Here is a 26,873-nt window from a genome sequence, read left to right as displayed (position 1 = left end):
TATTTTAGTCTCTCCAATATCACAAAATACTAATAAAACCTCAAGCTATTTATATTAGCTGAGGTTTTGTTTTGAGACAAAATACTTGTATATTTGCTGAATTGCTTGAGAATCCATTAACTCTTTTCCATATTCCATAATGCGATAAATTGTCACCGTTGAAGAATTACCATATTCCGCTAAAATCGCAATGATATCTGCCTTTAATAATGGTGTTTCCTCTTCCATCCAAAGATAAAAACGTCCATCCCATGTGTAAAGTCTGCCTCCGGTTACTCCGAGATGATACAAACGTTTTGCCAAAGTAATCACATCTTCAAACGTTGCAAATTCATATAATATATGCTCACTCTCATCTAGAGTTACTTGCATCTCAATATACTCATCACGAAACTCATCTTCTGTATCTGTTTCATGATTTTCTTTTGTAACAATCACAACCATTCCTTGCGCCTGTAAAGAAAATACTTCAACTGCAATTGGACCATCTGCTTCAAACCCAAGTTCTTTATTTGCTTCTTGCATCATATCGCGAAATAACTGTTGCACTTTTGGAGCATTTTTCCACAAATCCTCCTTCGTCAACCCTCGCTCAGATAAATCATCAAACGTTATGAAAATTTTGATTTTATTATAATTCAAACGTTCCAGCCTCATCTTGTAACCTCCCTACGTAACCATTGTATCTAATTTTTATTATATGAAATAGAAAATAGATGGTTCTTTTCGAACAACTATTCCGACAGTTTTAACCACCTATTTCATTTTTTATTGTATAAATAACAAATGCCTCGTTTAATAATTCACGGGCATGTATTTCATCAAATTCTAGCAAATACTGTAGGATATCGTCTACTAAAAACACTTCTTGACTGTACGCCCTCTCAACTAAATTATGATTTTGCAACCGATTGTTCTCTGATAGCTGGACTGCTTGATCGATAATATGATATGATCTCTCCCAAGCTCACAGCGTACTTGGCTGAATTCCGTGCATATTCGAAACAACTTTTATATTTCCCTTTTAAAGTTGGCGTATGTTCTATCCTTTAAACCGAGCATCTCCTAATTTCCCCTTGCAACGTAATTAAGTGCGTTTGAGATGGAGCCCGAAAACGTAGCGGTATAAATGTCGTTCCATATCCGTTACTCACAAACAAAGTTGTATTCGGATACTCATACACACCACCTTTTAAATAACGTTTAGAATGAAATATACGAATTTGTCCTCCATGTGTATGACCACTTAATACGAGCGAAATTTGTTCTTGTCCAGACATTTTGTTCACAATATCAGGATTGTGGCTAATAAGAATACGAAAGCCATTTTCTTGACAATCTGCTAGCGCCAAGTCTAAACGATCCCTTTCTAATCCAACATCATCCACTCCTAATAGACAAAGCTTGTCGCCGCACTCTGATTCAAATAGTACTCTTGTATTATCTAAAATTTTGACACCATGTTCTAGTAATAACGCATCTAATTCATGATAGTCAATTTCATAATCGTTATTCCCCCATACAAAATATACGGGACCAATTTCACTTAACGTTTGAACATTAGCCGCAATTTGTGATAACGATACACCTTTCTCTGCTAAATCCCCACCAATAATAACAAGATCAGCTTTTCCTTTTACATTTTCAATTAAAGAAGGAGAAACAACTCTCCTATGAATGTCTGAAATAAAGAATATCCTAACTTTTCCAAAGCTTTCCGGGAAATTCATAAATGATAAAGTGTGTTCTAGCAATGTATCACGTAATGCTTCTCTATACATCATAAAAAGACAAATAAAGCCTATACATATGAATATACCACCTAAAATCCATACCATATACTTCCCTCTCAACAAAATGTAATAGAATCTCTTGAAATCATATTGCTATAAAATTGAATGCTTCATTCATTTTTTCAATTCACTCATATTAAAACTGTTTTACCTCTATTCTTTCCCGTTCTTTTCTTTAATAGGAATTTTTAATTCTTTTCCCACTTCTAACTGATTATCTTGTAAATTATTATAATTTTTAATGATTGTAGCCCCATCTTTATTCGGAAAATACTGTTTCCCAATACTTTCGAATGTCTCGCCTTTCTTTACAATATGCGTTTCAAATTTTTCTGAGTGCTTCTTTTCTCCTTCTCCATGTTTATTTGAATCGAAAAAAATCACATCAAATGCATTTTTTCCAGGGGCATTATTCTCTTTTGCACTTTTCACCTCGATATACTTATCCGTATACCATAAAATACTAAGTGGCAACAAAATAAATAGAAATGTTAAAACCCGAACAAAAAAATGGTTAATCTTAAATTTAGATTTTTTCTTTTCTTTATTTTGATGAATTTCACTTCGCGGCGGTAAACCTTCTTCCGTCTGCTCGTCTTCTAACGTTTCTTCAAGTTCTTCTTCAAAATCAGGAATTTGTTTTCTCATGCTGTTCACCCCACCTTCCATTTATCTCCTTAATTGAAGACCCATTATAAAATCAACAAGAAAATGTGCAAAGATTGTTATAAACAAATTTCCTGTCCATTGAAACACATACCCAAACACAAAACTGATCATACATACAAAGCAAAATAAAAATGGCTTCTTCACATACCGAACATGTAACACAGCAAAAATAACACTTGCAATTACAAGTCCAAAATGAGTCTGCAATACCCCTCGAAATAAAAACTCTTCAGCAAAGCCAATAACAAACGTAATTACGAATAATTGTATTACAGAAATTCCTTTGAACATTCGATCATTAATTCCACCATCATCAAACCAGGATTCTGGTAGTATTTGCATTGCAATATAATCAAGTAAGACAACACCGCCTGCAACCACACTGCCTATTACGAGAATGGAAACAGGCTCCCATTTCCACAAATCATAAAATTCATTCCTATTTGGAAATAGTATATAGGCCAACGCGCAGCCAACACCTATAATTATTAATTGTGTTATATAGAGATTAAGCCGTATTTCTTTCGGACCTATGTCTTCAATACTACGCCTTTGAATGTTCATCATTCCTCCGTTCTCTCATACCAAAGAGCAACTGTAACTCTGCTTCCCAATTATATTCGAAAATTGGTTGTCTTGCTCGTCTTTTTTTATACTCTTCTTTTGAAATACCACAATAGTCACAACAGTTTTTTATCTCAAATTCCTTCCTATAACCAAATTGCTGTAGCATTTTTTCACGTCTACACCCTTTAAACTGTATCCAGGATTTCATATTTTCTAATTGACTATATTTATTCCGAAGACGCCCTTCCACTTCTAACATTAATCTTTTCATTATCTCATCTGACAAGGATTCCATAATGAGCTTCTTCCCTTGTATGATTTTCATCTTTTCTAAATGATATCGTACAAAACGCCAATGTTGTTCACTAAACCTTGCAGCATTATAACAAATTTCTTTCACATCTTCTATTGGCAAGGCTTTCGTTTGGTACATCTTTTCTTGTAGTAAGGAAAACAAAAATTGAATTTGCTGTTTATTTGGTAATTCATCCTCAATAATAGAAACTGGTAGATCATGATCCATTGGACTACAAAGTAGAATCGCAATACTGGCCTCTTCATCTCTTCCCGCCCTACCAATCTCTTGCAAATAAGAAGCAATATTTGTTGGATAATGAAAATGAATAATATACCTTGTATTTGGCTTGTTTACCCCCATACCAAATGCACTTGTACATATAACAAGTTGCAGTTGATCATTCATAAATTGCTGTTGAATTAGCATTCGCTCTTCATGTTCCATTCCACCATGATAAAATGCAACATCCGCTATACCTTTACTCCCTAAATATTCTGTTAAGCGCTCCGTCCAAGCCCTGCTAGAGCAATAAATGATTCCTGGTCCTTGTAAATTAATCACTTGAGTAAGAAGTGCTTCCTTTTTTTCCTCTATCGTTTGTACAAATTGTACTTCCATTGCAATATTGGGGCGATCAATCGAATACAAATGCTCTGCTACATTCGTAAGTTTTAAAGTTTTTATAATATCTTGTAATACTTCTTTTGTTGCAGTAGCTGTTAATGCTAATACCGGAGGATGTCCAATAGCCACTATAACTTGATCTAGTTTTTTATAGTCCGTTCGAAAATCATAACCCCATTGGGAAATACAATGTGCTTCATCTACGACAAATAGCGAAATATGAATCCTTCTTAGTTCTCTTACTATTACTTCAGATTGCAACATTTCAGGTGAGACAAAGACAAATTTATAAGTAGATAATTTCCTTAGCGCTTCCTTTTTTTCGTTTAATGTGCGAAAACTATTAAGCGCAATCACACGATTCTTTACTACATATTTCAGCTGTGCTACCTGATCTTCCATTAAGGACAGTAATGGGGAAACAATTAGTACTGTTCCTTCTTGCATCAGACCAGGCAGCTGGTAACACATTGATTTTCCCCTTCCAGTTGGAAGCATCGCTACAACATCTTTTCCTTGCAATAAATCTGCAATCACTTCTTTCTGCCCAGGCCGAAATTCGCTATAACCAAACCACTTATACAGATAATCCTCAAGACTCATTTACAACCTCCATTTGCGCTAACACAAGACGGATCTCAAAATAAGAAATCTCTTCTCCTACAGCTTGCTTTAATACACGTAACTTACGTGTTTGCAATGTCTCAATAATGCGCTGTACATGCTTGATTTTATTTTTTCCCATAAATATTTCAATAGAAAAGTCTCTTTCTCTTAATGCAATTTCAACAAAATGATCTTCTATTGTTGCAACCTTTAAATTTCTAATTGTTGCAATCTCGTCTAAAGAACGCCCTTGTCTCCAAAGCTGATATGTTTTCTTTGTTGATAAACTAAACAAATCTGCCCTTTCATTCGGATAAGAAATAATCTTTGTTAATAATGGAAAATCTTTTTCATTATCTCGAACGGATTGAATAAAGAAATGAATGGTACCCCAAAATAAAAGATATACACGAAATACATCTTGGTTTGTAATTTCTGCAAGTTGTTTTACTGTATATCCAATTCGTTCATATCCTGTTAGTCGATATGTAAAAATTGTTGCTTCTATTGGCAAGGTATCTTTCAACAGCATATGTACCTCTTTCCATAAACCTTCCGCAAGTTTACTTCTTGCATATGGTATCTTGGTGAGAAACTGCTTGACCCACATCATTACCTCTGTATCTTGTTGAATTGGAAGAAATTTCGCATTCTGTTGTTGTAAATTTGACACAGTTTGGATAATTAATGAAAGTCGTTTCCAAAAGATTTCACCAATATCTCCATAGTTCAAACCGTGTAAATACTGCGGAAAAGGAAGTGCTTTCCCAAAAATTACCAGTTGATTCTTCCCAGCATTAGTTAATATGTATGTATTTTCATTTACAATTTGGATCCAACCCTTATGTAATACATTTTCAATTTCCTGATCATAATCAGAACGTTGTAATGATTTGTATATTCCAAATAAAAAAGAAATGTGAAATATATTTCCGTCTTGTAACGTTTGTGAAGAACGTTTTCCTTTTAAAAGGTGATAAATGGAAGAAACAGTTCGTTCACCATCTAATTGTTTTATACAATACAATAAAGTATATTGTAACTGCATCACCGCTTCCACCTTTCAATTACATTTATCTTGTTATGCGCTGACAGTAACAGCCTAATTGGTGAAGGTTCCCCATCAGCTAGGGATGAAAAGCTTCCATTGATGGAAGCTTTACTTTATATTGTCTATTGTATCAAACTGTACACCATTTAGGCATTTTGAAAATCTTGTGAAATAAATCAAAAATAAGTTGACACTCTAATTGATAAGCATTATCATTATAATTTTATGTTGAAAAGTTCGAAAAACCGTTTTACAATAAGGTTATAATTTTTATGGCGACTATTTTCACATACATATTATCAGGAGGGAAAAAAATATGGCAAAATATACAATCGTTGATAAAGACACTTGCATCGCATGCGGAGCTTGTGGAGCTGCTGCACCAGATATTTATGACTACGATGATGAAGGTATTGCATTTGTAACATTAGATGATAACCAAGGTATCGTTGAAATTCCAGATGTATTAATTGATGACATGATGGACGCATTTGAAGGTTGCCCAACTGACTCAATTAAAGTTGCTGACGAATCATTCGATGGCGACGCTTTAAAATTCGAATAGTCTTTTTATTAACTTCAAAAAATCCCCCCTCATAAAATGAGGGGGATTTTTTGTTATTCATCTAACTCACAAATAAAAAGACCATCAGCGGTACGCTCCCGCTGATGGCCAAAGTCTCTATGCATTTTTCATTTTTGCAAATACCCACACTTTCAAACGTGAAAACAGTGCTACAAATACAACTGTTACAACAATTCCCTTAATTAAATTAAATGGTAAAATTGCCGCTACAATCATTTGTCGCATACCACTACTAGACATAGCAGGCTGATTTAAAAACCAAGTGTAAGCTGGTAAAATGATAAAATAATTTAACACACTCATAATTACCGCCATTGTAACCGTCCCTAACATTAACCCTGTTGTTAAGCTTTTTACTGTACGATACTTTCGGAATAAGAAAGCTGCTGGTCCAATAAATAAACATCCCGCAATAAAGTTCGCTATTTCTCCAACTGGAACCCCCGTTAAACTCCCCTGAATTCCGTAGTGAAGAATATTTTTTATTGCTTCTACAATTACACCTGCAATCGGACTAAAAATAATCGCTGCAATTAAAGCTGGCACATCACTAAAGTCAATTTTTAAAAACGGCGGAAGTCCTGGAAATGGGAAATCCAACATTATAAGTAAGTATGCAATACTACTAAGCATTGCTACGCTCACCATTTGTACTACACTGTTTTTTTGTTTCATCCTTCTCTCTCCTTTTCCATCGATCATCTCATGGAAAGTGGAAAGGTTCTGCTATGCCTATTTTTTCATGAGATGAAAAAACCCTTTGTGTTTTACACAAAGGGAGAATTTTTAGGCACATCAAACAGACGTTCAAAGAACTATCTTTTTTGAACGCTTGAACCTCCATCTTCTCCCATCCAGACTGTACTGTCGGCTTTGGAATCTCACCAAATCCTGCCTTAACGGCTCGCGGGCTTAGAACGAAAAACAACTGTTCATCACCGCCGGTCGGGATTTTCACCCTGCCCCGAAGATAGACCGATATTCTATTTTCTTCACTATTATACAACATCATCATACAATTGTGAACAAAAACGTTTATAACTTACAAATAGTAAGTGTATTTTTTATTTTGAAGACCATATAAGGTGAAAATTTACTCAGTAGGTTTATTCTTCATCCTACTGATTATTAACCCTTACCAATCGAGCCTTACTGCCTACAAATTTTAGGATAAAGCATCCGTCGAATTATTTGACAACTTAACCCATATTTTTTTACAATCCGACTTTTTCCTACGCTACTCCCTAGTCATCTATACAGAAAAATGATAAGATGTTGAATTGTTAAGATAAGAGCATTTTCTTAATACGGAGGAAATGTCATGAAAAAAGAAAAAAGACACTCTATTCAAGAAACGATGAAAAAAAACCTTAGAAAAGAATACTTTTATTTAAAAAAGGTGTTACTTTTCTACTGTCCAATTGATTTAGGCGCATTTTCAAGAGAAACATACTATGCTACTTTTGATGAAGAAGGAATTAGTGTTTATCAGTATGATAAAACAACAGAAAGTAAACTAAAGCTATGTGAGCGTCATCCATGGAGCAGTTGGGATAAAGTGAAAATTGATCACTATTTAACAACATCGCAATTTATTTTCCAAGGAAAGCGTAATTGGATTCTTTCTCTCTTTCATAAAGGAAAAGAAGCACAAAAAATAATAGAAGAGCATACTTCTTTACAGACAGAAGTTGTTTCCCGATCCTTTTTGAAAAAGCTTCCTGGTTTTCGTTCTAATACAACTTTAAACAAATACATTGGTAGCATATGTTATACCGTACTTATTGCATTTTTATTAAAATGGATTATTCCATTCCACAAAATACAAGTTGCCTTGTATTCTTTTTCTATCGGTTGTATGCTCCTTGGTCTACTTTGCTTTACAATTGGACTAATCGAACCAACTATTGTATTATTTCGAACGAAGGAAAAAACGAGGACAAAGGTCTTTTATTATTATAGCTATTTAGTCATTTCCGGATTTATATGTGTCTTTATTTTTTGGTAAAAAAGGAGCTAGTTTTGCTAGCTCTTTTTTAATTTATATATAACTTTTGATTTGGATAAATTTGATCTTGTTGCAGTGTGTTTTTCACTTTTATCTCATGAACAGTCATGCCAAACTTCCGTGCGATACTGACCAATGTATCCCCTTTTTGTACAATATACATTGATACTGAGGCTACTTGATCTCTTTCTTCATTTAAAACAAGCAATGGATTCATTGCGTTTCTTTTCCCAAATGTCCAAGTACCTTTATGAACTTCTAAATGCAAATGTGCCCCGCGTGATTCACCTGTGTTTCCCACTTCACCAATTATCTCACCTCTTGCAATCTGATCCCCTTGAAATACATATCTCTTATTTAGATGAGCGTACACAGCCTCATATTCTCCATGTTTAATAAACACTACATGTCCATAACTATTGGAAAAATAGGATTTTGTTACTGTTCCACCTCGAATCGCTGCAACCGGCGTACCAATTGACGCTGCTATATCAATACCATAGTGTTTTCCATTTCTCGTTCCAAAATAGTCACTAATTCTTCCGTCTACAGGCCATATCCATCTCCCATCCTCGGCATAAGCATATGCTTGAGAACTAAAAAACAATCCAAAGACAAGTACCACGATTTTTAAGCCTTTCATATACATCCTCCATTTTTTAATAACCGTCACACTTTCTCTATTGTTGTATATCTCGGAAAAAAGTATACAAAAAAAGAAAGTGAATTACTCCACTTCCTCCTCTTCCTTACTACGAAAAACAATTGCACTTCGTTTATATTCGACGTCGTTCACATTAAGTCGGGCGTTTATCACTCTAGCAATTGCAAATAGATAATCGGATAATCGATTAACATATCGCAAGACAATTTCATTTATTTCTTCTTGCTTTCCTAACAATACAATATGACGCTCAGCTCTTCTCGTTACTGTACGTGCAACATGAATCATGGCGGATGCCGAGCTCCCGCCGGGCAAAATAAAACGCTCTAGTGGCGGAGCCTCTTCTATGTAGCGATCAATTCGTTCTTCTAAATACACCACCATCTCTTCCGTTACTGTATACGGCATTTTTTGCTGTACAATTGCTAAATCGCCACCGCAATCAAACAACTCATGCTGAATCTTTTCAAGCTCATCACATATGTCTTGAAAGCGTTCTTCTTGAATCATAGTCATCGCATATCCAATATAAGAGTTCGCCTCATCAATGGTTCCATATGCTTCTACACGAATATGATCTTTATCAACTCGCCCACCAATAATACTCGTTTGTCCTTTATCTCCTGTTTTTGTATATAGTTTCAAATATTCTACACCTCTCTTTTCAACTTTTATTCCATCACAAATGTAAGTATACATTGAAAAGACGACCTAAACCTTTCTCTTTGATGGAAGAGAGCATCCGACCTGTATAGAAACGGTCAAATCCTTTTTTCAGCACCATGCCGTGTGAAACAACAGGAGTAAATAAGTAATAATCTCCTTTTATTTTCAAAGCCGCGACTGATATGCCAGCAAATCAACATGGATTTATTCTTTATTCTATTTATCCTTCAATCAACTTTCATAAAGAGACTATCATCTACAAATAGCACAATAAAACAAAAAGCTCTAATATTCTTCATTCCATTGAGAAAATATTATAAACTCAAAAAGAATAAAAAATACTAGAACTTCAATATTCACTCATAACAATATCATTTATATTGATTGACCTGGTAAATATACTGAGAATGTTGTCCCTTCTCCAACGGTACTTGATATAGAGATTTTCCCATCATGACCTTGAACAATGTTTTTAGCAATCGCAAGACCTAGACCAGTCCCACCTGTTTTCCCACGTGTTCTTGCTTTATCAGCTTTATAGAAACGATCAAACAAGAACGGAATATCTTCTTTCGGAATACCAGCACCTGAATCTTGTACTTCAAAGACTAAACCATTATTTTTCGTATCAATTACAAGCTTAACATGACCACCTGCATTTGTATGTCTAATCGCATTATCAATTAAGTTTGTTAATACTTGTTCCATACGATCTGGATCAAACGGATGCTCTACAATTGGATTACGGAACTCAACCGTTAACTGCACTTCTTTATCCTGCGCAATCCCTTGAAATTTCCGCCCAATTTTCTCAACAAATGGATGAATATCCACTTCAGATATATGCAGCTCTACATGACCACTTTCCATTCGGGCTAAATCTAAAAGTTCATTCACAAGACGACCTAAACGAACAGACTCATCATAAATAATTTGTACAAACTCGTTTATTTCTTCTTTCGACTGAACAACATCATCTAAGATTGCCTCACTATACCCTTGTAGCATAACCATCGGTGTGCGCAATTCATGAGACACGTTCGCAATAAAATCTTTACGCATTTTTTCAAGACGACGTTCTTCTGTCATATCTCGAAGTACCGCCACAGCACCACGAATTTTCGTTTGATTATATAGCGGCGTCATAAGGACAACGTAATTACCCTTTTGTAAGTTAATTTCAATAACTTGCTGTTGCTCACTTTCTACTACAAGGTGGAACAACTCTACAAGTTCAGGTGGTAAATTCCTACTTAATTCTAATTCTTTTTCTTCTTGCCAAACTTGTAAAAAATGTTCTGCCGGCGGATTAATAACAACAACCTCACCCTCTTGATTCAGCGTTACAACCCCGTCAGCCATACTACTTAAAATACTAGAAAGTTGCTCTTTTTCTTGCTGCAGTGCATTAATATTAAACTTTAATTGTTTCCCCATTTGATTTAAGGCCGTTGCTAGCTCCCCTATTTCATCTTGTGAAACCATAGGGGCTTTCGTATCAAATTTCCCACGCGCTACTTCAAACGCCACTTCACGCATTTTACGAAGTGGGGCTGTGATTCGTGTCGATAAGAAAAATGCAAAGAACGTTGTTAAAATAATTGCAATTCCCGCTGATAGAAAAATAAAATCTGTCGCTTTTTCCATACCTTGTTTCGGAACTTGCAATGACTGATACACGAACACCGCACTATGCTTTGATGATTGCAGTGGTTTGCCAACAATCATAATATCATTTTCGGAATTTTTATTCGTTTTGTTATCAGACATTTTTTTTATTTTTTCTTTATTTTCTTTTTTATCTATAAAAACTGCAGCCAAATCTTTATCTTTTTTCAAGTCCTCTATTGTAAGATCTACTAATCCTTCTTGTTTCGGTGAAGAAGAAGCTTCACGATCCTCTTTCACAACAATAATACGGGAGAGTGGATCGGCAAACTTATATGCGATATTCTCAATCGTCTTTTCGTCTGCACCTTCTTCAATTAATTCCGAAACGCTTGTCGCTACTTTTGTAAGCCTTGTTTCACTCATTTCAATATAGTAATTATCAAAAAACTGTGAAAGCAAAATGGAAACAAAACCTAGAACAAATGAAACAAGAAGCAATATTGTCATCCATAGCTTTCCTACTACACTTCTCCAAAGCATCAGTCGTTCACAACCTCAAACTTATAACCAACACCCCATACAGTTACGATCATTTTCGCTGCATCAGATGATTTTTTACTTAATTTTTCTCGTAAACGCTTTACATGCGTATCTACTGTACGTAAATCTCCAAAGAATTCATATTGCCATACCTCTTTTAACAATTGCTCACGATCAAATACTTTATCAGGAGCCTTCGCTAAAAATAGTAACAATTCATATTCTTTTGGTGTTAAATTGACTTCATCACCATCAGCTGTAACGCGATGTGCATCGTTATCAATTGTTAAATGCGGGAATACAATAACATCTTTTGTTGTTGTATCTTGTGTAAAGAATGTTGTTGGCACAGAACGTCGCAGGACCGCTTTTACACGAAGAACCACTTCACGTGGACTAAACGGCTTTACGATATAATCATCCGAGCCAACTTCAAATCCTTGCACCCTGTTTACTTCTTCACCTTTAGCTGTAAGCATAATAATTGGCGTTGCTTTTTTCTCACGAATCCCTTTACACACTTCAATTCCATCTATTCCAGGCATCATGATATCTAATAAGATTAAATCATAGTCATTTTGCAATGCTTTTTCTAAAGCTGTATCACCATTATCAGCCTCATCGATTGTATATTGTTCTCTTTCCAAATACATTTTCAATAAACGACGAATACGATCTTCGTCATCCACAATTAAAATTCTCGGTTCATTTTCCATTGTTTCCCGCTGCCTCAAAAACATGACAACGGTTCACACCTACCTTCCTACAATATAATACTGTTTTTACTCTTATCTCATAATAGACAATTCTAAAGTGTTAAATTTCCACTTTAACAATTATACTTCACAAGAATAATAAAGTTTGTTCATTTCTTTTCCAAAAATATGTATTTTTTTTGACCAGGGCATTTAGGCCTCGACATCATTTTACAAAACCAACCTTTATTTTGCCATGTTTTTCTCAAAAAAGAAAAGAAATTGACAAAAATAAAATAGGAAAGTGACAACCACTTTCCTATTTTATCATGTGCAACTAAACAGTATGCCTCTTCTAAAATAGAGATAATACCTTACGCATATGAGTGTAAACCAGCAATGATTAAATTCACGGCTATAAAGTTAAACATGATAATAGCAAATCCAATTACTGCAAGCCATGCCGACTTTTCACCATGCCAACCTTTAGATAACCGTAAATGTAAAACAGCAGCGTAAAAGAGCCATGTAATGAGTGCCCATACCTCTTTTGGATCCCATCCCCAAAAGCGCGTCCATGCAATTTGCGCCCAAATCATCGCAAAAATTAAGGCTCCTAACGTAAAGACTGGGAATCCAATTGCAATAGATCGGTATCCAATTTCATCAAGCAAATCACTGTTAACATTTTTAACCACTGGCTGAAGAGCGGCTGATACTCTTTTTCGTAAAATTAATCTTAATACAATATATAATCCCGTCCCAATAAGTAGTGACCAGATTACTGTATTTAATTTCTTTGCATTAATGATAGCTGGCATTTCTGCAATAGGTTCAAGTTTTCCGGTAGTTATTAACTTCCCTTCATGAGGTCCAACAAGCGCAGGAAGGTTATATTTCATCTCGGCTTTTTGTTCATTTTTATCCACCCATTGAAACGTCGCTTCATATTTCGTTGCCGAATAAACTGTTGTTATCGCTATGAACCCGACAGTACAAACGAGCGTAAACACAACTGTTTCTAGCCAAAATGTTCGTTTAGTCCTTTTTGACTGATCTACATTTTTAAGCAGATACATGACACCTGTAATAAAACTAATTGCTAAAATAGCTTGTCCAGCTGCCGCTGTTGTTACATGAATATGTAGCCAGTTACTTTTCAGCGACGGAATAAGCGGTGAAATTTCTCTCGGAAACATACTTGCATATGCGATTAATAAAAGTGCCACTGGTAAAGCGAATAATCCCACTATACTTACACGATACATGAAATACATAACAATAAAAGCACCAACAAGCATCATGCCGAAGAATGTACCAAACTCAAAGAAATTACTTACTGGCGCATGCCCTGAAGCGATCCATCTCGTTACAAAGTATACAATCTGAGCGGCAAATCCTAAAATTGTTATCGTTATACCTATATTCGCCCACTTCCGGCCTTTTTCTTTAATTGCTCCCCCGAAGAACAGTGTTGCAATTAAATACAAGATGAAAGCAGCAAATAGGAAATTACTACTTATTTGCACCATATATTCTCCCCACCTTAACTAATTTTTTGATCATTTACTTTGTCGTATGGTTGTGGAATTGTTGTTCCTTCAAGTACTTTTTCAATATCTTTCCGCAAGCCAAACCAATTTTTATTTGTGTGGCCAGCAATCCACCATTCATCTTTAACACGTTGTATCCAGATACGACGATGATTCCAATACATTCCTTGAATCACACCAATCATGAAGATAAATCCGCCAACTCCAAGAATCCACAGTGTCAAATCTTTTCTTACGATAAGCCCTGTTGCATTTCGCATTTCTACTCCTGCAAAGGTCATTTTATATTGATTATTTCCTTCAGGTTCTATATTTTGTTGTATACCTACAAAACTCACTTCTCCTTCTGGCGTCTCTGGTGTAAACATTTTAAAAACGAAAGCTGGGTTGTTTGGAATCTTTGTTTTTGTATTTGGCTGACCATTCTCATCAAAATAAAAATCAGGAAAATAACTTAATAATTTTATAGAATATCCATCCCCTAAATCATAGGTTTCTTTTGGATTTTCTAAGTTAACTTTAATAGGTCCTCGCTTTTGATTATTATCTTTTTTCTGCAGAGTAAACGACATGCTACTAAACTCATTCTCTTTAAAATCAAGTTGGTATATAGCAAACTGATCAAATTTGAGTGGTTCATTTACTCTAATTTCACTTTCTTTTACCTTTTCTAACTTTGGTTTCTGCCCTGCAACATTTTCTCCTACCGTTTTATATAATACGGCATTTGTTTGATAGTTTTTAGCAATCATTTTATCGCCTACACGATCAATTGCATCATTGAATACTTTATCATCTTTACCTTTGTCATAAACCTCTTTTATAAACTTTTCATTCTTCAAATAATATTTCCCATCTGTTCCTGGTATTTCTTTTGTTTCTCCATCACGTAGCCATAGCGATTCATCCACATACATACTTGGAAGAAATCGTAGCATTGCTCCAAATAAAAAAATAATAAGACCAATATGATTCACATATGGACCCCAACGAGAAAATCTTCCTTTTTCCGCTAAAATATTTTCGCCTTCGACTCTTACATTATAATTTCTCTTCTTTAAATTAGTTTGAAGCTGTTCTAGATCCCCCTCTTTCGGAGAACCTGTCCCATACAACCTTTGTCTCTTTAAAAAACTTGGGTGTCTTTTTACTCCCTGCTTTTTTAAAGCTTTATAAAGTGGAATTACTCGATCTAAACTACATATCACAAGTGATACACCAATTGAAGCAATTAAAATCATATACCACCATGAGCTATATAACTTATTAAAGCCTAATTGGTAATATAGTTGTCCTAGAAAACCATATTCCTGTTCATAATATTCACTCGGCGTAACACCCGGAGGTATGTACATTTCTTGTGGAAATATAGTTCCAACTGCTGATGCTAACAGAGTGATAACAATGAGCCATACCCCTACTTTGACAGAAGAAAAAAAACTCCAAACTTTATCGACTATCGTTTTTGTATGAGTAATGGAGCGCCTAGCACTCCCCTCATATCGCATATCTAATAATCTTGTACCTTCTTTGTTTTCAAAAGGTTTCCCACAAGCTTCACAAAAAATTGTGCCTATTGGATTTACGTGCCCACATTCACACTTAATTTGTTCCAACATCCTCACCGCCTCTTGTTTCTATTGTACCGTCAAAGCACAAGTTACCTCAATACTCAGAATTTTAAAAACAGGCACTAAGACGAAGCAAAGCACCTTCATCTATCAAACTTACTATCACATTATATAAAAACTTTCTTTATTAAGGAGTAATTTTCTTTAAGTATTCCTCCATTTGCTCCTTCGTTTGCGTACCAGTAATTTTCTCGATTACATTTCCTTCTTTATCAATTAAAAATGTTGTCGGGAGTGGCCCAACGCCATATGTACCGATTATTTCTTGCCCTTTATCAATTGCAACAGGGAACTTTAATCCATATTGATTCACAAAATTTTTCACTGCAATATTCGTTTCATCGGCATCTAATGCAATGATTTCAACGCCCTTTTCTTTATATTTAGGGTATAACTCATTCATATAAGGCATCTCTTTTTCACACGGTTTGCACCATGTTCCCCAAAAGTTTAAAAACACACCTTTTCCCTTTAGATCATGTAACTCGATTTTCTTTCCTTCTAAATCTGAAACAACAAAGTTAGGCGCTTGTTTCCCGATTTGCATTTTTTCCTTATCAACAAAAAAACCTTGATAGAGTGTAAATCCTACCGCCACGCTCAAAATAAGCAAAATGAAAATCCGGAATATTAAGCGATTCTTCTTCATACTCTCTCTCCTCTCTTTGATGAATTTATATGTAAACAATTTCTGTAACTAATGACTTGTCCTTCGTTCACTTTAGTATTTATGTTGCCATAACCACTCACCAAAACGGGCGATTTAATTAACCATCCGAGGGATATAAAGTACCCCACGGATGGGAGTTTCACTTTATCGCTTATCTCGGTTTTGTAGAGGCAAGCGCACGTAATTGTTTCACTTCATGAGGTGATAGCTCTCTTGCATCACCTGGGCGTAGGCTTCCTGCTTCTAAGAAAGCATAACGTTCACGTTTTAATTTCATTACTTTACAGCCAAGCGCTTCAAACATGCGACGAACTTGACGATTACGTCCTTCATGGATTGTTAATTGCACAATTGCCATCTCTTTACGTTTATCCCAAGAAAGGATTTTCACACGTGCTGGCGCTGTCTTTCCATCTTCTAATACAACACCTTTTTCTAACATGCGAATTTTCTCTCCTGTTAATGGACCTTTCACCTTCGCAACGTATGTTTTCTCAACTTTATATTTCGGATGCATTAATATATTTGCAAACTCTCCATCGTTTGTCATAAGGAGTACGCCAGACGTATCATAATCTAAACGACCAATTGGGAATAGACGTTGCGTAATTTCAGGGAAAAAGTCTGTGACAACTTTTCTTCCTTTGTCATCTGATACACTCGAAATAACACCCGTTGGTTTATATAGTAAGAAATAAATCGGTTCTTCTTTTTCAAGAGGGATATTATTTACTTCTACTTTATCTTGAGGAGTTACCTTCGTTCCTAACTCAGACACTACTTTACCGTTAACTTTCACTTTTCCTTGCTGAATAAGTTCTTCAGCTTTTCTTCTTGACGCAATTCCAGCTTGCGCAATCACTTTTTGTAATCGTTCCATTTCCTTAATTCACCTCAAATTTATCTTACCTTCATTAGAAAGAGTTGGCAACCGCCTAAGGTTTACAGCGTTTTTCCTCTTCCACCGTAAACCACATAGCTATAGTGCAAACTTTTAAAGGTCAAATGCTACTTTTATCCTTTATTATTGTTTACCTGCTACTCACTGCTTACAACAAAAGTTCATTATTTTGTCAAAAACACCCCACAAAAAAAACCACTATTAAGCTACACCTTAATAGTGGTCGTATACGTATTATAAGCGAATGAAAGCAAAAAATGAATAGGTTTAACGAAACAATAGGGAAACAAATACGATTGAACAAATGATACCTATTAAATCTGCAAATAATCCAACCTTTAATGCATCTCCCATTTTACGAATTCCAACAGCGCCGAAATATACCGTTAAAATATAAAATGTTGTATCTGTGCTACCCTGCATCGTAGACGCTAACCTTCCAATAAATGAATCCGGTCCATATGTAGCGATTAAATCTGTCGTAATACTTAAACCGGCCGACCCAGAAATCGGGCGTATAAGTGCGAGCGGGACAATTTCTGCTGGTACATGAATCATATCTAACATCGGCTTCATTACTGATATCATCGCATCTAGTGCACCTGATGATCTAAAAATAGAAATAGATACAAGCATTCCTACCATAAATGGTAGAATAGAGACAGCAATTTGAATCCCTTCTTTTCCACCTTCTACAAACGATTCGTACGTTGGAACTTTTTTTATCGTTCCATATAATAAAATAAAACCAATAACACACGGAATCACCCATAATGAAATTGTATTCACAACGCTCACTTTTTCCGCCCCTTTCTACTCCGTCTTCGGTAAAAATAGCGGTCAATCCAAATCGCTCCAATCATCGATAATACTTGTGCGATAAACGTAACCCCAACAATTTCTGTCGGATTTGCCGATTCATACGTCATCCGAATTGAAATTACAGTAGTTGGGATTAATGTAATGGCAGATGTATTTAACGCCAGAAACGTTACCATAGAACGGCTTGCAGAATCCTTTCCCCCATTTAATTCCTTGAGCTGTTCCATAGCCTTAATACCAAGTGGTGTCGCTGCATTTCCTAGTCCAAAAAAGTTTGCCATCATATTTGATAAAATAAATCCCATCGAGGGATGATCCTTTGGTATTTCTGGAAATAGTCTCTTTACAACTGGCATAAAAAACGAAACCAATTTCTTTAATAAGCCAGCCTCTTCAGCAATCTTCATTAAACCTAGCCAAAAGACTAAAACACTAATCAGCCCAATACAAATTGTTACCGCATCTTTCGCCCCTTCAAAGACCGCTTTATTTACTTCCTCCATCGTACCGTTCACCATCGCATATACGATCCCAATAACCGCCATTGCTACCCATACGATGTTAACCATCTGTTCCAACACCTAACATATGAGAAAAGATTTCTCTCACGTCATTCCAATATACTCCGGTTGTAGCAACCAACTTGCGCTTGCTATAAAATAAGTTACGCTCTCCTACTTTCTCTTCATTAATATACACAATTGTCTTACCCACTTTTTCTCCATCTACTAATGTTGCATTTCTATCAAGTTCAAGCTCTAGCCTAACTTGCTTCTTCTCCTCTTTCCTTAGCGGCACTGAGAAATCATTTTTTATATAAACATGATTTATATATTTCTTTTCCTGTAGTCCAGGAAGCGCCCCTTTTCCTAGAACTTTCGTTGACTCATACTGTTCAAATCCTTGATTAAATAACGACATATGGTCGTCCCAATCATTAGATGCATTAAGCGTCACTACAATTAAGTCTAAACCATCTTTCGAAGCTGTTGTAACAAGTGTACGACCAGCTTTCTTTGTAAATCCCGTCTTTCCTCCTGTTGCAAATTCATAATAAGAAGTTACAAGTTTATGCTTGTTTTTCCATGGATAATCCCATGCTTTCGATTGATATGTTTTTGTTCCGAAAATTTTCCGAAACGTTTCATTTCCCATTGCATAACGTGTTAAAAGGGCCATATCATATGCAGACGAAAAGTGCGTACCGTCCCCATCTAAACCATGTGGATTTGAAAAATGTGTATCTTTCATTCCGATTTGTTCCGCTTTTTCATTCATCAAATAAACAAATCCTTCTATACTCCCTCCAACATTTTCAGCAATTGCTTGTGCCGCATCATTACCTGAACGAAGCATTAGGCCATACACTAAATCCTCTAACGGTACTTTATTTCCAGGTTTTAAATAAATGGCCGAACCCTCTACTCGAACAGCCTTATCGCTAATAGGTACAGCCTCTTTCATTCTTCCTGATTCAGCAGCAAGTAAGGCAGTCATAATTTTTGTAATGCTAGCAATCTTTTGTGGTTCATGTTCTAGCTTTCCATATAAAACACGTCCTGAATGTTCTTCCATCAATACGGCATTATGGGCGCTTACATCATTCATTTGTGCATATGTATGAACCGGTATAATACTTGCACCCATTAAAACAAGTGCAATTACAATCCAAATTCGTCTCATATTCCCCACCACGTCCTTTTGACACTTTTTGTACAAGTGTATGCTTGACCCTTTAAAATATGAACGAAATATTCTTTTTTACCAGCAAAAAAAGACGCACAAATATGCGTCTAATACGGTGTCCACTCAAGCTGTTTTGCACTTTCATAGCGCTTTTCCACATCCGGCCAATTTACAACATTCCACCAATTTTTAATGTACTCATCTTTTCGATTTTGGTACTGCAAGTAATATGCGTGTTCCCATACATCAAGCACAAGTAACGGTATTGTATCCCACTGTGTGAATAATTGATGAAGGGTACTTTGTAGAATTTCTAACCTTCCCGCACGAGGAACCCATACAAGAATAGCCCACCCAGATCCTTCTACCTTCGATGCAGCTTCTGTAAAGTGCTTCTGAAAACGTAAAAAGCTTCCAAAATTATTCTCGATTTCTCGAGATAATGCCCCTCTTGGACCTCCGCCCCCATCTTTTTTCATGTTATTCCAAAATATCGTGTGTAAATAATGGCCTGAACCGTGAAAAGCCGCTTCTCTTTCCCAATGCTTTATTAAATCAAATTGGTTTGTTTTCCTTGCTTCTTCCATCATTTTTTCCGCTTTATTCAGCCCTTCCACATAACTCCGATGATGTTTATCATGATGTAACATCATAATTTCTCGAGAAATATATGGTTCTAGTGCATTGTATGGATAGGGTAGTGGCGGAAGCGTGTGACCCCCTATTGGAACAGATCGTTCAGCATACGTTCTTTCATGCAATTCATATTGTTCACTTTCTTGCATAAATACTTCTTGTAAATGATTTTGAATATGTTCCACATCATCACTTATCTCATACAGTAATTCAGCATCTGTTTCATACTCATTTTCTTTCATACGATCTAGCAGCGTTTGAATTTTATAAGCAAGCATATGGACGTCATACACTTCAGTTGCACGACTATCTAATACATGTAACACACTTTCACACCAATTTTCTACTTCATAAAAGTAATCCGTAAATACCCCTTGCTGATTCATACGACACCCCCTCAACGCTATCCACTTTAACTATATTCAGCGTCCGCATTGTATATACCCTACAAAAAAGTAAAAGAAGCTAGTCTTTCGCTAGCTTCTTTTAGCATTCTCTAATACTTATGTAAATTGAAACTTTAATCAACCCTCACCAATCGAATGTTTACGTTCAGCCCAACCCCCATCTAAAAAATAATTTTCTATCAGTTCGTCAATTCAGAAATGCTTTCTACCTGCAAATCACTGCTATGTAGATAAAAAGAAAGCCCTACTGATGTTCTTCTTTTGTTCTCACTTCGGATAAGGCTGAAAAAGGATCTGACCACCTCTATCCATGGCCAAATCCTCTCTCCCACCTAATGAAAATAATTTCCTTCCAATCTTATACTAATACTTGTGTAACATCTTTGTTTGATAGTCCGTTTCGTAATATTCCAGCTCCTCACGCATTGTTTGGAACTTACTTTCTAATTCTTGCATTACTTTTTCGATTGAGCGAGGTGGTATTTGTTGAAATGCAATGGAATTTTTCCCTGTATATGCCGACCGACTATTTTCATACCACTGATCACTTTTTGGTGAAAAGAATTCAGCAATTACTTGATGATAAATTTTATATAATGTTTTCTCGGCAGCCATTTTTCGAAATGGTTGACTACTCAATAAAACAAGACACGCATCCAAGCCTTCTTCACAAAATACAAGGAGTCGTCTTAATGATGATAATAAACCTTCATAATAATGTTTATTCCCTTCTGGTGACTCTTCTAATAAAGAAGGTAATGTATGATAATTAACAAAATCCGTCATTAAATCAACAACTTCTTCTAAAAATTCAGAAACTTGATGCGTTTGATTTTCAACCATTGAATTAGACATATCCTTTTCTCTCCTTTGCCATTTTACGCTAGTTCTACTTTTTTATTTTTATGTAACTGAATCATTATGTCTTGTACTTTTACCACTGTTTCATCATCAAAATATTTTTGAAACTCCTCTATTCCATTAATATATACACGCTTTTGTCCACGAAGTTCTTTATTCTTAATAAAGCAAGCTAAAGCAACGATATCACGTAAATATATGTCTTGTTCTTCTATTTTAAAAACTGGATTTCCTTCAAACGGAGTAATTTCTTGCAAAATTTCTTCAAAATAACGCACATATAAGACAGAAAATGTTTTTTCTTGTTCACCCAAAATATACGTTACTTCAGATCGATTAAAGAAATCTTCTGATGTATTAGGTTGTGCTTTTTCTAGCTCATAGCCTGCGTAACCTATAATAACCATCCACTTTCCCTCTCTTCCTTATTTTGTTTCATTTTAACTTATTTTTCTGAATAAACAAATTTTAATTCATTATTCATTCTTAGTAAAAAATATATGATATTTTTATATTTATATAAAAAATAGTTTATATATCCTTCAATTTACCTTTTTATTTTCCATGAAGTTTGTCATAATAAGAATATTGTCTCAGTTTTCTTATGCAAGGAGAGTTGTATTTATGTCGTTTTCGTGGAAACGTTTCTTACAAATTGGAAAAATCATTTTCCCATTTGTTGTCTTGACAATTGTATTCTTTCAAGCTAAGAAAGAATTGTCAGGTATTTCATTTCAAGAAGCTATTGAAACAATTAAAAACATTCCGACTGGAGGAGTCTTTTTAGCTATTACGCTCGGTGCATTTGCTGTTTCAACAATGTTCTTTTATGACTTTGTTATGCTCCGCTATTTAAAAGCAGATGTGCCTGTTCAAAAGATCTTCCGTGTTTCTTGGATTGCTAACACCTTGAATGGATTTATCGGTTTTGGTGGACTTGTTGGAGCGGGTATACGGACAATGTTATATCGCCCTCACGTAAAAGAGAATGGTAAACTTATCAAAAGCATTGCTTGGATGACAACTGCTTTTATAAATGGATTATCCCTTCTCTCATTCCTCGGTCTTATAGGAATACTAGATACAACCTTTATATTACATGAAAAACCTTGGCTATGGCCTGTCCTCATCTTTTTTGCTCTTTTTGTACCGCTTTATATTGGGTTCTCCAAAATTAAAAATCGAAAAAAGCAACACATAGAAGGACAAGAAGAAACAAAGGAAAAGAATCCAACCGTTCTATATTCACTTGTTTCGTTAATGGAATGGGTTTCTGCCGGCATCGTCATGTATGTTATTTTAATTTTATTTGGAATTGACATTGATTTCCGAAAGTTTTTAGGTGTTTATGTTATTGCTGCATTAGCAGGGGTGGTCAGTCTTGTACCAGGTGGTCTCGGTTCATTTGACCTTGTCTTTCTATCTGGGATGGGTCAATACGGTATTGATACAGGTGTACTGTTACCTGCCATGTTATTATACCGACTTGTATACTATATTTTACCATTTTGCCTCGGTTTAATTTTTGCGGCTTTCGAAATGACTGGAGCTGCTCTAAAAAAGATTGAAGATAAACCATTTATTGCACCTGCCCTGGAAACAACAGGTGTCATTTGGACATTGCAACGTGATTTTTTAGGAAAGCTAGGCTCATGGGCATCCGCTGCTTTAACAGTTTTTGCTGGCTTAATGGTTATCTTATCAACCATTTTACCGACGAGTGTAAATCGTGCTCATGCATTACATATTTTAGCTCCAAAATATCTCATTCAATTTTCTTTTAGCTTATCATTAACATTTGGAATTCTACTCCTTATTCTATCAAGAGGTATTTATTATGGGACAAAACGTTCCTACTATATGACGATTATTTCTTTAATTGGAGCAGCCATTTTTAATACGCTAAAAGGAATCGACATTGAAGAGACTTTTATTTTACTAATCGTACTTGCCGTATTATATATGCTTCGCAAAAGATTTGTGCGTGAGAAAATGGAAGTTTCACTTTCTGATGTAGTAAAAGTATTTATATTTTTACTGCTAACATTATACTTATATAAAAATTTAGGTATCCTATTTGCAGGAGCAAAAGAAGCTTTCAAACCTGATTTTGTCGTTCGTAACATTACACAAGTAAAGCAAAGTGCACTTGCAGCTGCTTTCTTTGTTCCAACCTTTTTACTCATCGCTTCTCTTATCGCGAATCGGTACCGTAGCGTATTTCCTGGGCAACCAGCAAGCGCTAAACGTTTGCAAAACTTCTTAGATGAATATGGCGGAAATGTACTAAGTCATCTCGGTTTTCTAGGAGATAAGCAATTCTTCTTTAGTAGTGATGGAAAAGCACTTCTTTTATTTTCAACAACAGGGAAAAGACTTGTTGTACTTGGCGATCCAATTGGGAATCCGTCTTCATTCCGCATAGTACTACAAGAATTTTTAGCTGAAGCAGATCGATTCGGATATATTTGCGTTTTCTATCAAATTGAAAGCAAATGGATGAGCTTATATCATGACTTTGGCTATAACTTCTTTAAACTTGGTGAAGAGGCTGTTGTTGATTTAAACACGTTTACTATATCAGGGAAAAAACGTGCTGGATTACGTGCAACTTTTAACCGTTTTGAACGGGAAGGTTATACATTTTCCATCCATCAACCACCATTTTCAGATGAGTTATATGAGGAATTAAAAATAGTTTCAGACGCTTGGCTTGGAGGAAAAAAAGAAAAGGGCTTTTCTCTTGGATACTTTGATCGTGAGTATATAAATCGTGCCCCTATTGCAACTTTATCTGATACTGAGGGAAAAATCATTGCATTTACAACGTTTATGCCCGTTTACCAACCTGGTAAACTTTCTGTTGATTTAATGCGCTATTACCCTGATGCCCCTGGAGGGATTATGGATACAATCTTTATCCATTTATTCCAATGGGCAAAAGAAAACGATTATCATTCCTTTAACATTGGTATGGCTCCACTTTCTAATGTTGGTTTATCTACACAATCCTTTTGGTCTGAGCGTGTCGCTGCAGCAATTTTCAATAATGTTCGTTATACGTATAGCTTTAGTGGATTACGACATTTTAAAGAGAAATACAAACCAACTTGGAGCGGGAAATATTTAGCATTCCGAAAAAATCATTCCTTACCAATTACAATGCTTGCCGTAACAAAATTAATAGGAAAACGAAAAAACAGCTAGAGATACTAGCTGTTTTTTCGTTTCTGAACTCTTATTATAAATTCCTTTTCATACTTTTTTTCATTTATATAAAATGTGCCCCACATTTTATATGTCCCTTCTTCTGGAAATGTAATACGATATTGCAGCTGCTCTTCTTCATTTACAGGGAATGCATATAAGAAATGTTCACGTTTTTCATCTACGATATAAAGTGCAGCATTTTCTCCAGTACCTGAACTAAATTTCGCACTTTCTCCTTTTTTCATTTGCAGCTGAAATGTCAGTGTAGCAGCTTCATTTGGGTGTAACGCTTCAAATAAAAGTGACATTTGGTAATCACCAATTTTTTTTGTAAGTACTGTGTCTTCTATTAAATCCTTTTGTTTCTTCTCTTTTTCCTCTCCCCCAAAATTTTTCTTAGAAAAGGACTGTTCTGTTTTACTATGATCCTCATATAAGAAAACCGTATAAGCTTTACCTTTCGCCCCACTTGCCGATAGCTTATAAGAGCCATTTCCAGCAAATGCAGGTTTAATGTGCTGAATTCCCTTTAACTGCTCATCTACAATAATAGCCCGAATACGATCATTTACTCCACGAATTTCGTTGTTATTCTTATTAAACAATTGAAATGTAATATCTACCTTTTCAGTTCCCTCTCCATTTTTCATATCCCATTTTACTTCTCGAATGTCTCCTGCTGTTTCTTTCGTTCCTTTATACTTTTGCATGTAGAATCCACCAGCTACAATAAGTAGTAAAGCAATTAGCCCAATGACAAGATTTTTCAAACAATCACCTGCCATACTATTTTATAAATCGTGACGCAATTCATACAACTATCTTTCTGAACAGAATATTATAAAAAAATTCATTCTATTTTTTTTATAAAAATCCTCTATGAAATACAATAAAGTTCCTATTAGAAGAAAAATATCGCCAAATTGCAAATTACATAGCCAATTATTGAAAATAGGGTATCTTATATACTACAAACAAGTAAAATTTTTCAACAAACTTAAAGTCTTCTTCTGTAACTCATGTGAAGGTGCATTATCCAAACAAATAGACGGAGGATGTATTGACTTTTTACGTAGCAAAGCATATCTTTTATTGTTATACTCTAATTATGAAGTGTTCTTTGACAATTGATTATATACAGTTAAGTGGACAATTAAAATGCGAAAAAAAGCGAACGCTTCTACTCGTGAAATAATCCAGGCACCAGAAAGAATCTCCAATCGTCAGTTATCTACCGTAGAGACTACGGAAAGTAGCGCTTAAGCAGATAAAAGGTTACTTTCGGCTTGGAACTGAGAAACTCCCAACTTTACGCATTAGCGTGGCGAGTAGTTCACTTGATAGAATTCCTAGTATATAATGCAAATGATGTTGATTTATATCGATACATAACAAGGAGGATTTTTATGAGCGTTCATATTGAAGCAACACAGGGTGAAATTGCTGAGTCTATTTTACTACCTGGTGATCCATTACGTGCAAAATATATCGCAGAAACATTTCTAGAAGATGTAACTTGCTATAACAATGTACGTGGTATGTTAGGATTCACGGGAACTTACAAAGGGAAACGTGTCTCTGTTCAAGGAACAGGCATGGGTGTACCTTCTATTTCTATTTATGTTAACGAATTAATCCAAAGCTATGGAGTGAAAAACTTAATTCGCGTAGGTACATGTGGTGCGATTCAAAAAGATGTAAAAGTTCGCGACGTAATTATTGCAATGACGGCTTGTACAGACTCTAACATGAATCGTTTAACATTCCCTGGATTTGACTTTGCACCAGCTGCAAACTTCGATCTTTTAAAGAAAGCATATGATGCTGGAACAGAAAAGGGATTACACGTTCGCGTTGGTAATGTTTTAACAGCAGATGTGTTCTACCGTGAAAGCATGGACATGGTAAAAAAACTTGGTGAATACGGCGTATTAGCTGTAGAAATGGAAACAACTGCACTTTATACATTAGCGGCGAAATACGGTGTAAATGCATTATCTGTATTAACAGTAAGTGACCACATCTTCACTGGAGAAGAAACAACATCTGAAGAACGTCAAACTACATTTAACGAAATGATTGAAATTGCTTTAGACGCGGCGATTCAATAATAATGCA

The 26,873-nt window shown here is 35.4% G+C and carries 26 protein-coding genes, 1 pseudogene and 1 riboswitch; of the genes and pseudogenes, 4 read left to right on the top strand and 23 right to left on the bottom strand.

Annotated features, from left to right (window positions below; translation table 11 throughout):
* Positions 1 to 54 precede the first annotated feature (54 nt).
* The 7 genes and pseudogenes from BLV40_RS14320 to BLV40_RS14290 form a co-directional block, all read right to left on the bottom strand.
* Positions 55 to 657, bottom strand: coding sequence for a genetic competence negative regulator (locus BLV40_RS14320; protein ID WP_090691090.1), 603 nt, complete (start codon positions 655 to 657; stop codon positions 55 to 57).
* Between the two features lie 109 nt (positions 658 to 766).
* Positions 767 to 1,046, bottom strand: a pseudogene (locus tag BLV40_RS29800) (MerR family transcriptional regulator); the annotation flags it as partial.
* A gap of 3 nt (positions 1,047 to 1,049) precedes the next feature.
* The gene (locus tag BLV40_RS14310) at positions 1,050 to 1,838 is read right to left on the bottom strand and encodes a metallophosphoesterase (protein ID WP_090691088.1); all 789 of its coding nucleotides are present in this window, start codon (positions 1,836 to 1,838) and stop codon (positions 1,050 to 1,052) included.
* A 108-nt stretch (positions 1,839 to 1,946) separates the two neighbouring features.
* Positions 1,947 to 2,441 (bottom strand): LysM peptidoglycan-binding domain-containing protein, encoded by a 495-nt coding sequence (locus BLV40_RS14305; RefSeq protein WP_090691235.1) that lies wholly within the window; start codon positions 2,439 to 2,441, stop codon positions 1,947 to 1,949.
* Positions 2,442 to 2,462: 21 nt separating this feature from the next.
* On the bottom strand, positions 2,463 to 3,026 hold the full coding sequence (locus tag BLV40_RS14300) for a CPBP family intramembrane glutamic endopeptidase (RefSeq protein WP_090691085.1): 564 nt from the start codon (positions 3,024 to 3,026) through the stop codon (positions 2,463 to 2,465).
* Positions 3,007 to 4,554, bottom strand: coding sequence for a RecQ family ATP-dependent DNA helicase (locus tag BLV40_RS14295; RefSeq protein WP_090691082.1), 1,548 nt, complete (start codon positions 4,552 to 4,554; stop codon positions 3,007 to 3,009). The genes BLV40_RS14300 and BLV40_RS14295 overlap by 20 nt, the downstream gene beginning before the upstream one ends.
* Positions 4,544 to 5,605, bottom strand: coding sequence for a YpbB family protein (locus tag BLV40_RS14290; RefSeq protein WP_090691079.1), 1,062 nt, complete (start codon positions 5,603 to 5,605; stop codon positions 4,544 to 4,546). Before BLV40_RS14290 ends, BLV40_RS14295 begins: the two co-directional genes overlap by 11 nt.
* A gap of 319 nt (positions 5,606 to 5,924) precedes the next feature.
* Here BLV40_RS14290 and BLV40_RS14285 point away from each other — a divergent pair, with 319 nt between their 5' ends.
* Entirely contained in the window at positions 5,925 to 6,173 is a 249-nt protein-coding gene (locus tag BLV40_RS14285; RefSeq protein WP_003206564.1) for a ferredoxin, read from the top strand.
* Positions 6,174 to 6,290: 117 nt separating this feature from the next.
* Here BLV40_RS14285 and BLV40_RS14280 read toward each other — a convergent pair whose 3' ends face one another.
* A complete protein-coding gene (locus tag BLV40_RS14280; RefSeq protein WP_026591225.1) occupies positions 6,291 to 6,869 on the bottom strand; it encodes an ECF transporter S component in 579 nt (192 codons plus the stop codon).
* A 163-nt stretch (positions 6,870 to 7,032) separates the two neighbouring features.
* A riboswitch (FMN riboswitch) is annotated at positions 7,033 to 7,170 on the bottom strand.
* 345 nt (positions 7,171 to 7,515) lie between these two features.
* Between BLV40_RS14280 and BLV40_RS14275 the strand changes: the two genes are divergently transcribed.
* Positions 7,516 to 8,202 (top strand): hypothetical protein, encoded by a 687-nt coding sequence (locus BLV40_RS14275; protein WP_026591226.1) that lies wholly within the window; start codon positions 7,516 to 7,518, stop codon positions 8,200 to 8,202.
* Between the two features lie 28 nt (positions 8,203 to 8,230).
* On the opposite strand, the gene BLV40_RS14270 is transcribed toward BLV40_RS14275, so the two are convergent.
* The 14 genes from BLV40_RS14270 to BLV40_RS14205 all read right to left on the bottom strand — a co-directional run bounded on the left by BLV40_RS14270 (position 8,231) and on the right by BLV40_RS14205 (position 21,952).
* Positions 8,231 to 8,845: a peptidoglycan DD-metalloendopeptidase family protein gene (locus BLV40_RS14270; RefSeq protein WP_090691076.1), complete on the bottom strand. Its 615-nt coding sequence runs from the start codon at positions 8,843 to 8,845 to the stop codon at positions 8,231 to 8,233.
* An 84-nt stretch (positions 8,846 to 8,929) separates the two neighbouring features.
* Positions 8,930 to 9,511, bottom strand: a complete 582-nt coding sequence (locus tag BLV40_RS14265; RefSeq protein WP_090691233.1) for a cob(I)yrinic acid a,c-diamide adenosyltransferase — start codon at positions 9,509 to 9,511, stop codon at positions 8,930 to 8,932.
* Positions 9,512 to 9,907: 396 nt separating this feature from the next.
* On the bottom strand, positions 9,908 to 11,683 hold the full coding sequence (locus tag BLV40_RS14260) for an ATP-binding protein (protein WP_090691074.1): 1,776 nt from the start codon (positions 11,681 to 11,683) through the stop codon (positions 9,908 to 9,910).
* The gene (gene resD / locus BLV40_RS14255; RefSeq protein WP_026591230.1) at positions 11,683 to 12,399 is read right to left on the bottom strand and encodes a DNA-binding response regulator ResD; all 717 of its coding nucleotides are present in this window, start codon (positions 12,397 to 12,399) and stop codon (positions 11,683 to 11,685) included. Before resD ends, BLV40_RS14260 begins: the two co-directional genes overlap by 1 nt.
* 353 nt (positions 12,400 to 12,752) lie before the next feature.
* The gene (gene ccsB, locus BLV40_RS14250) at positions 12,753 to 13,910 is read right to left on the bottom strand and encodes a c-type cytochrome biogenesis protein CcsB (RefSeq protein WP_090691071.1); all 1,158 of its coding nucleotides are present in this window, start codon (positions 13,908 to 13,910) and stop codon (positions 12,753 to 12,755) included.
* A gap of 14 nt (positions 13,911 to 13,924) precedes the next feature.
* Positions 13,925 to 15,550, bottom strand: coding sequence for a cytochrome c biogenesis ResB family protein (locus BLV40_RS14245; protein ID WP_026591232.1), 1,626 nt, complete (start codon positions 15,548 to 15,550; stop codon positions 13,925 to 13,927).
* 139 nt (positions 15,551 to 15,689) lie between these two features.
* Entirely contained in the window at positions 15,690 to 16,211 is a 522-nt protein-coding gene (locus BLV40_RS14240) for a thiol-disulfide oxidoreductase ResA (protein ID WP_026591233.1), read from the bottom strand.
* 172 nt (positions 16,212 to 16,383) lie between these two features.
* Positions 16,384 to 17,112 carry a 23S rRNA pseudouridine(2605) synthase RluB gene (gene rluB, locus BLV40_RS14235; RefSeq protein ID WP_026591234.1) on the bottom strand — a complete coding sequence of 243 codons (729 nt, stop codon included), beginning with the start codon at positions 17,110 to 17,112 and terminating at the stop codon, positions 16,384 to 16,386.
* 288 nt (positions 17,113 to 17,400) lie between these two features.
* Positions 17,401 to 17,931 (bottom strand): spore maturation protein SpmB, encoded by a 531-nt coding sequence (spmB, locus tag BLV40_RS14230; protein ID WP_090691068.1) that lies wholly within the window; start codon positions 17,929 to 17,931, stop codon positions 17,401 to 17,403.
* Positions 17,928 to 18,524, bottom strand: a complete 597-nt coding sequence (gene spmA, locus BLV40_RS14225) for a spore maturation protein SpmA (RefSeq protein ID WP_026591236.1) — start codon at positions 18,522 to 18,524, stop codon at positions 17,928 to 17,930. Before spmA ends, spmB begins: the two co-directional genes overlap by 4 nt.
* The gene (locus BLV40_RS14220) at positions 18,517 to 19,638 is read right to left on the bottom strand and encodes a D-alanyl-D-alanine carboxypeptidase family protein (protein ID WP_035414733.1); all 1,122 of its coding nucleotides are present in this window, start codon (positions 19,636 to 19,638) and stop codon (positions 18,517 to 18,519) included. The genes spmA and BLV40_RS14220 overlap by 8 nt, the downstream gene beginning before the upstream one ends.
* A 110-nt stretch (positions 19,639 to 19,748) precedes the next feature.
* A complete protein-coding gene (locus BLV40_RS14215) occupies positions 19,749 to 20,663 on the bottom strand; it encodes a superoxide dismutase (protein WP_090691064.1) in 915 nt (304 codons plus the stop codon).
* Positions 20,664 to 21,047: 384 nt separating this feature from the next.
* Positions 21,048 to 21,539: a DUF3907 family protein gene (locus BLV40_RS14210; RefSeq protein WP_026591239.1), complete on the bottom strand. Its 492-nt coding sequence runs from the start codon at positions 21,537 to 21,539 to the stop codon at positions 21,048 to 21,050.
* Positions 21,540 to 21,562: 23 nt separating this feature from the next.
* Positions 21,563 to 21,952, bottom strand: coding sequence for a hypothetical protein (locus BLV40_RS14205; RefSeq protein WP_090691062.1), 390 nt, complete (start codon positions 21,950 to 21,952; stop codon positions 21,563 to 21,565).
* 217 nt (positions 21,953 to 22,169) lie between these two features.
* On the opposite strand from BLV40_RS14205, the gene mprF reads away from it, so the two are divergent.
* Positions 22,170 to 24,752, top strand: a complete 2,583-nt coding sequence (mprF, locus tag BLV40_RS14200; RefSeq protein ID WP_026591241.1) for a bifunctional lysylphosphatidylglycerol flippase/synthetase MprF — start codon at positions 22,170 to 22,172, stop codon at positions 24,750 to 24,752.
* A gap of 5 nt (positions 24,753 to 24,757) precedes the next feature.
* On the opposite strand, the gene BLV40_RS14195 is transcribed toward mprF, so the two are convergent.
* Positions 24,758 to 25,540 (bottom strand): hypothetical protein, encoded by a 783-nt coding sequence (locus BLV40_RS14195; protein WP_139265535.1) that lies wholly within the window; start codon positions 25,538 to 25,540, stop codon positions 24,758 to 24,760.
* Between the two features lie 621 nt (positions 25,541 to 26,161).
* On the opposite strand from BLV40_RS14195, the gene deoD reads away from it, so the two are divergent.
* Positions 26,162 to 26,866, top strand: coding sequence for a purine-nucleoside phosphorylase (gene deoD, locus BLV40_RS14190; RefSeq protein ID WP_026591243.1), 705 nt, complete (start codon positions 26,162 to 26,164; stop codon positions 26,864 to 26,866).
* Positions 26,867 to 26,873: the final 7 nt, after the last annotated feature.

This window comes from Bacillus sp. 166amftsu (assembly GCF_900107445.1).
In the GTDB taxonomy this organism is placed as follows: Bacteria; Bacillota; Bacilli; order Bacillales; family Bacillaceae_G; genus Bacillus_A; species Bacillus_A arachidis.
Note: the sequence above shows the minus strand (reverse complement) of the source record. Positions and strands in the feature narration are given on the sequence as shown.

Coding starts and splice junctions, on each gene's coding strand:
- BLV40_RS14320 (WP_090691090.1), bottom strand. CDS start 657: ATGAGGCTGGAACGTTTGAATTATAATAAAATCAAAATTTTCATAACG.
- BLV40_RS14310 (WP_090691088.1), bottom strand. CDS start 1,838: ATGGTATGGATTTTAGGTGGTATATTCATATGTATAGGCTTTATTTGT.
- BLV40_RS14305 (WP_090691235.1), bottom strand. CDS start 2,441: ATGAGAAAACAAATTCCTGATTTTGAAGAAGAACTTGAAGAAACGTTA.
- BLV40_RS14300 (WP_090691085.1), bottom strand. CDS start 3,026: ATGAACATTCAAAGGCGTAGTATTGAAGACATAGGTCCGAAAGAAATA.
- BLV40_RS14295 (WP_090691082.1), bottom strand. CDS start 4,554: ATGAGTCTTGAGGATTATCTGTATAAGTGGTTTGGTTATAGCGAATTT.
- BLV40_RS14290 (WP_090691079.1), bottom strand. CDS start 5,605: ATGCAGTTACAATATACTTTATTGTATTGTATAAAACAATTAGATGGT.
- BLV40_RS14285 (WP_003206564.1), top strand. CDS start 5,925: ATGGCAAAATATACAATCGTTGATAAAGACACTTGCATCGCATGCGGA.
- BLV40_RS14280 (WP_026591225.1), bottom strand. CDS start 6,869: ATGAAACAAAAAAACAGTGTAGTACAAATGGTGAGCGTAGCAATGCTT.
- BLV40_RS14275 (WP_026591226.1), top strand. CDS start 7,516: ATGAAAAAAGAAAAAAGACACTCTATTCAAGAAACGATGAAAAAAAAC.
- BLV40_RS14270 (WP_090691076.1), bottom strand. CDS start 8,845: ATGAAAGGCTTAAAAATCGTGGTACTTGTCTTTGGATTGTTTTTTAGT.
- BLV40_RS14260 (WP_090691074.1), bottom strand. CDS start 11,683: ATGCTTTGGAGAAGTGTAGTAGGAAAGCTATGGATGACAATATTGCTT.
- resD (WP_026591230.1), bottom strand. CDS start 12,399: ATGGAAAATGAACCGAGAATTTTAATTGTGGATGACGAAGATCGTATT.
- ccsB (WP_090691071.1), bottom strand. CDS start 13,910: ATGGTGCAAATAAGTAGTAATTTCCTATTTGCTGCTTTCATCTTGTAT.
- BLV40_RS14245 (WP_026591232.1), bottom strand. CDS start 15,550: ATGTTGGAACAAATTAAGTGTGAATGTGGGCACGTAAATCCAATAGGC.
- BLV40_RS14240 (WP_026591233.1), bottom strand. CDS start 16,211: ATGAAGAAGAATCGCTTAATATTCCGGATTTTCATTTTGCTTATTTTG.
- rluB (WP_026591234.1), bottom strand. CDS start 17,112: ATGGAACGATTACAAAAAGTGATTGCGCAAGCTGGAATTGCGTCAAGA.
- spmA (WP_026591236.1), bottom strand. CDS start 18,524: ATGGTTAACATCGTATGGGTAGCAATGGCGGTTATTGGGATCGTATAT.
- BLV40_RS14220 (WP_035414733.1), bottom strand. CDS start 19,638: ATGAGACGAATTTGGATTGTAATTGCACTTGTTTTAATGGGTGCAAGT.
- BLV40_RS14215 (WP_090691064.1), bottom strand. CDS start 20,663: ATGAATCAGCAAGGGGTATTTACGGATTACTTTTATGAAGTAGAAAAT.
- BLV40_RS14210 (WP_026591239.1), bottom strand. CDS start 21,539: ATGTCTAATTCAATGGTTGAAAATCAAACGCATCAAGTTTCTGAATTT.
- BLV40_RS14205 (WP_090691062.1), bottom strand. CDS start 21,952: ATGGTTATTATAGGTTACGCAGGCTATGAGCTAGAAAAAGCACAACCT.
- mprF (WP_026591241.1), top strand. CDS start 22,170: ATGTCGTTTTCGTGGAAACGTTTCTTACAAATTGGAAAAATCATTTTC.
- BLV40_RS14195 (WP_139265535.1), bottom strand. CDS start 25,540: ATGGCAGGTGATTGTTTGAAAAATCTTGTCATTGGGCTAATTGCTTTA.
- deoD (WP_026591243.1), top strand. CDS start 26,162: ATGAGCGTTCATATTGAAGCAACACAGGGTGAAATTGCTGAGTCTATT.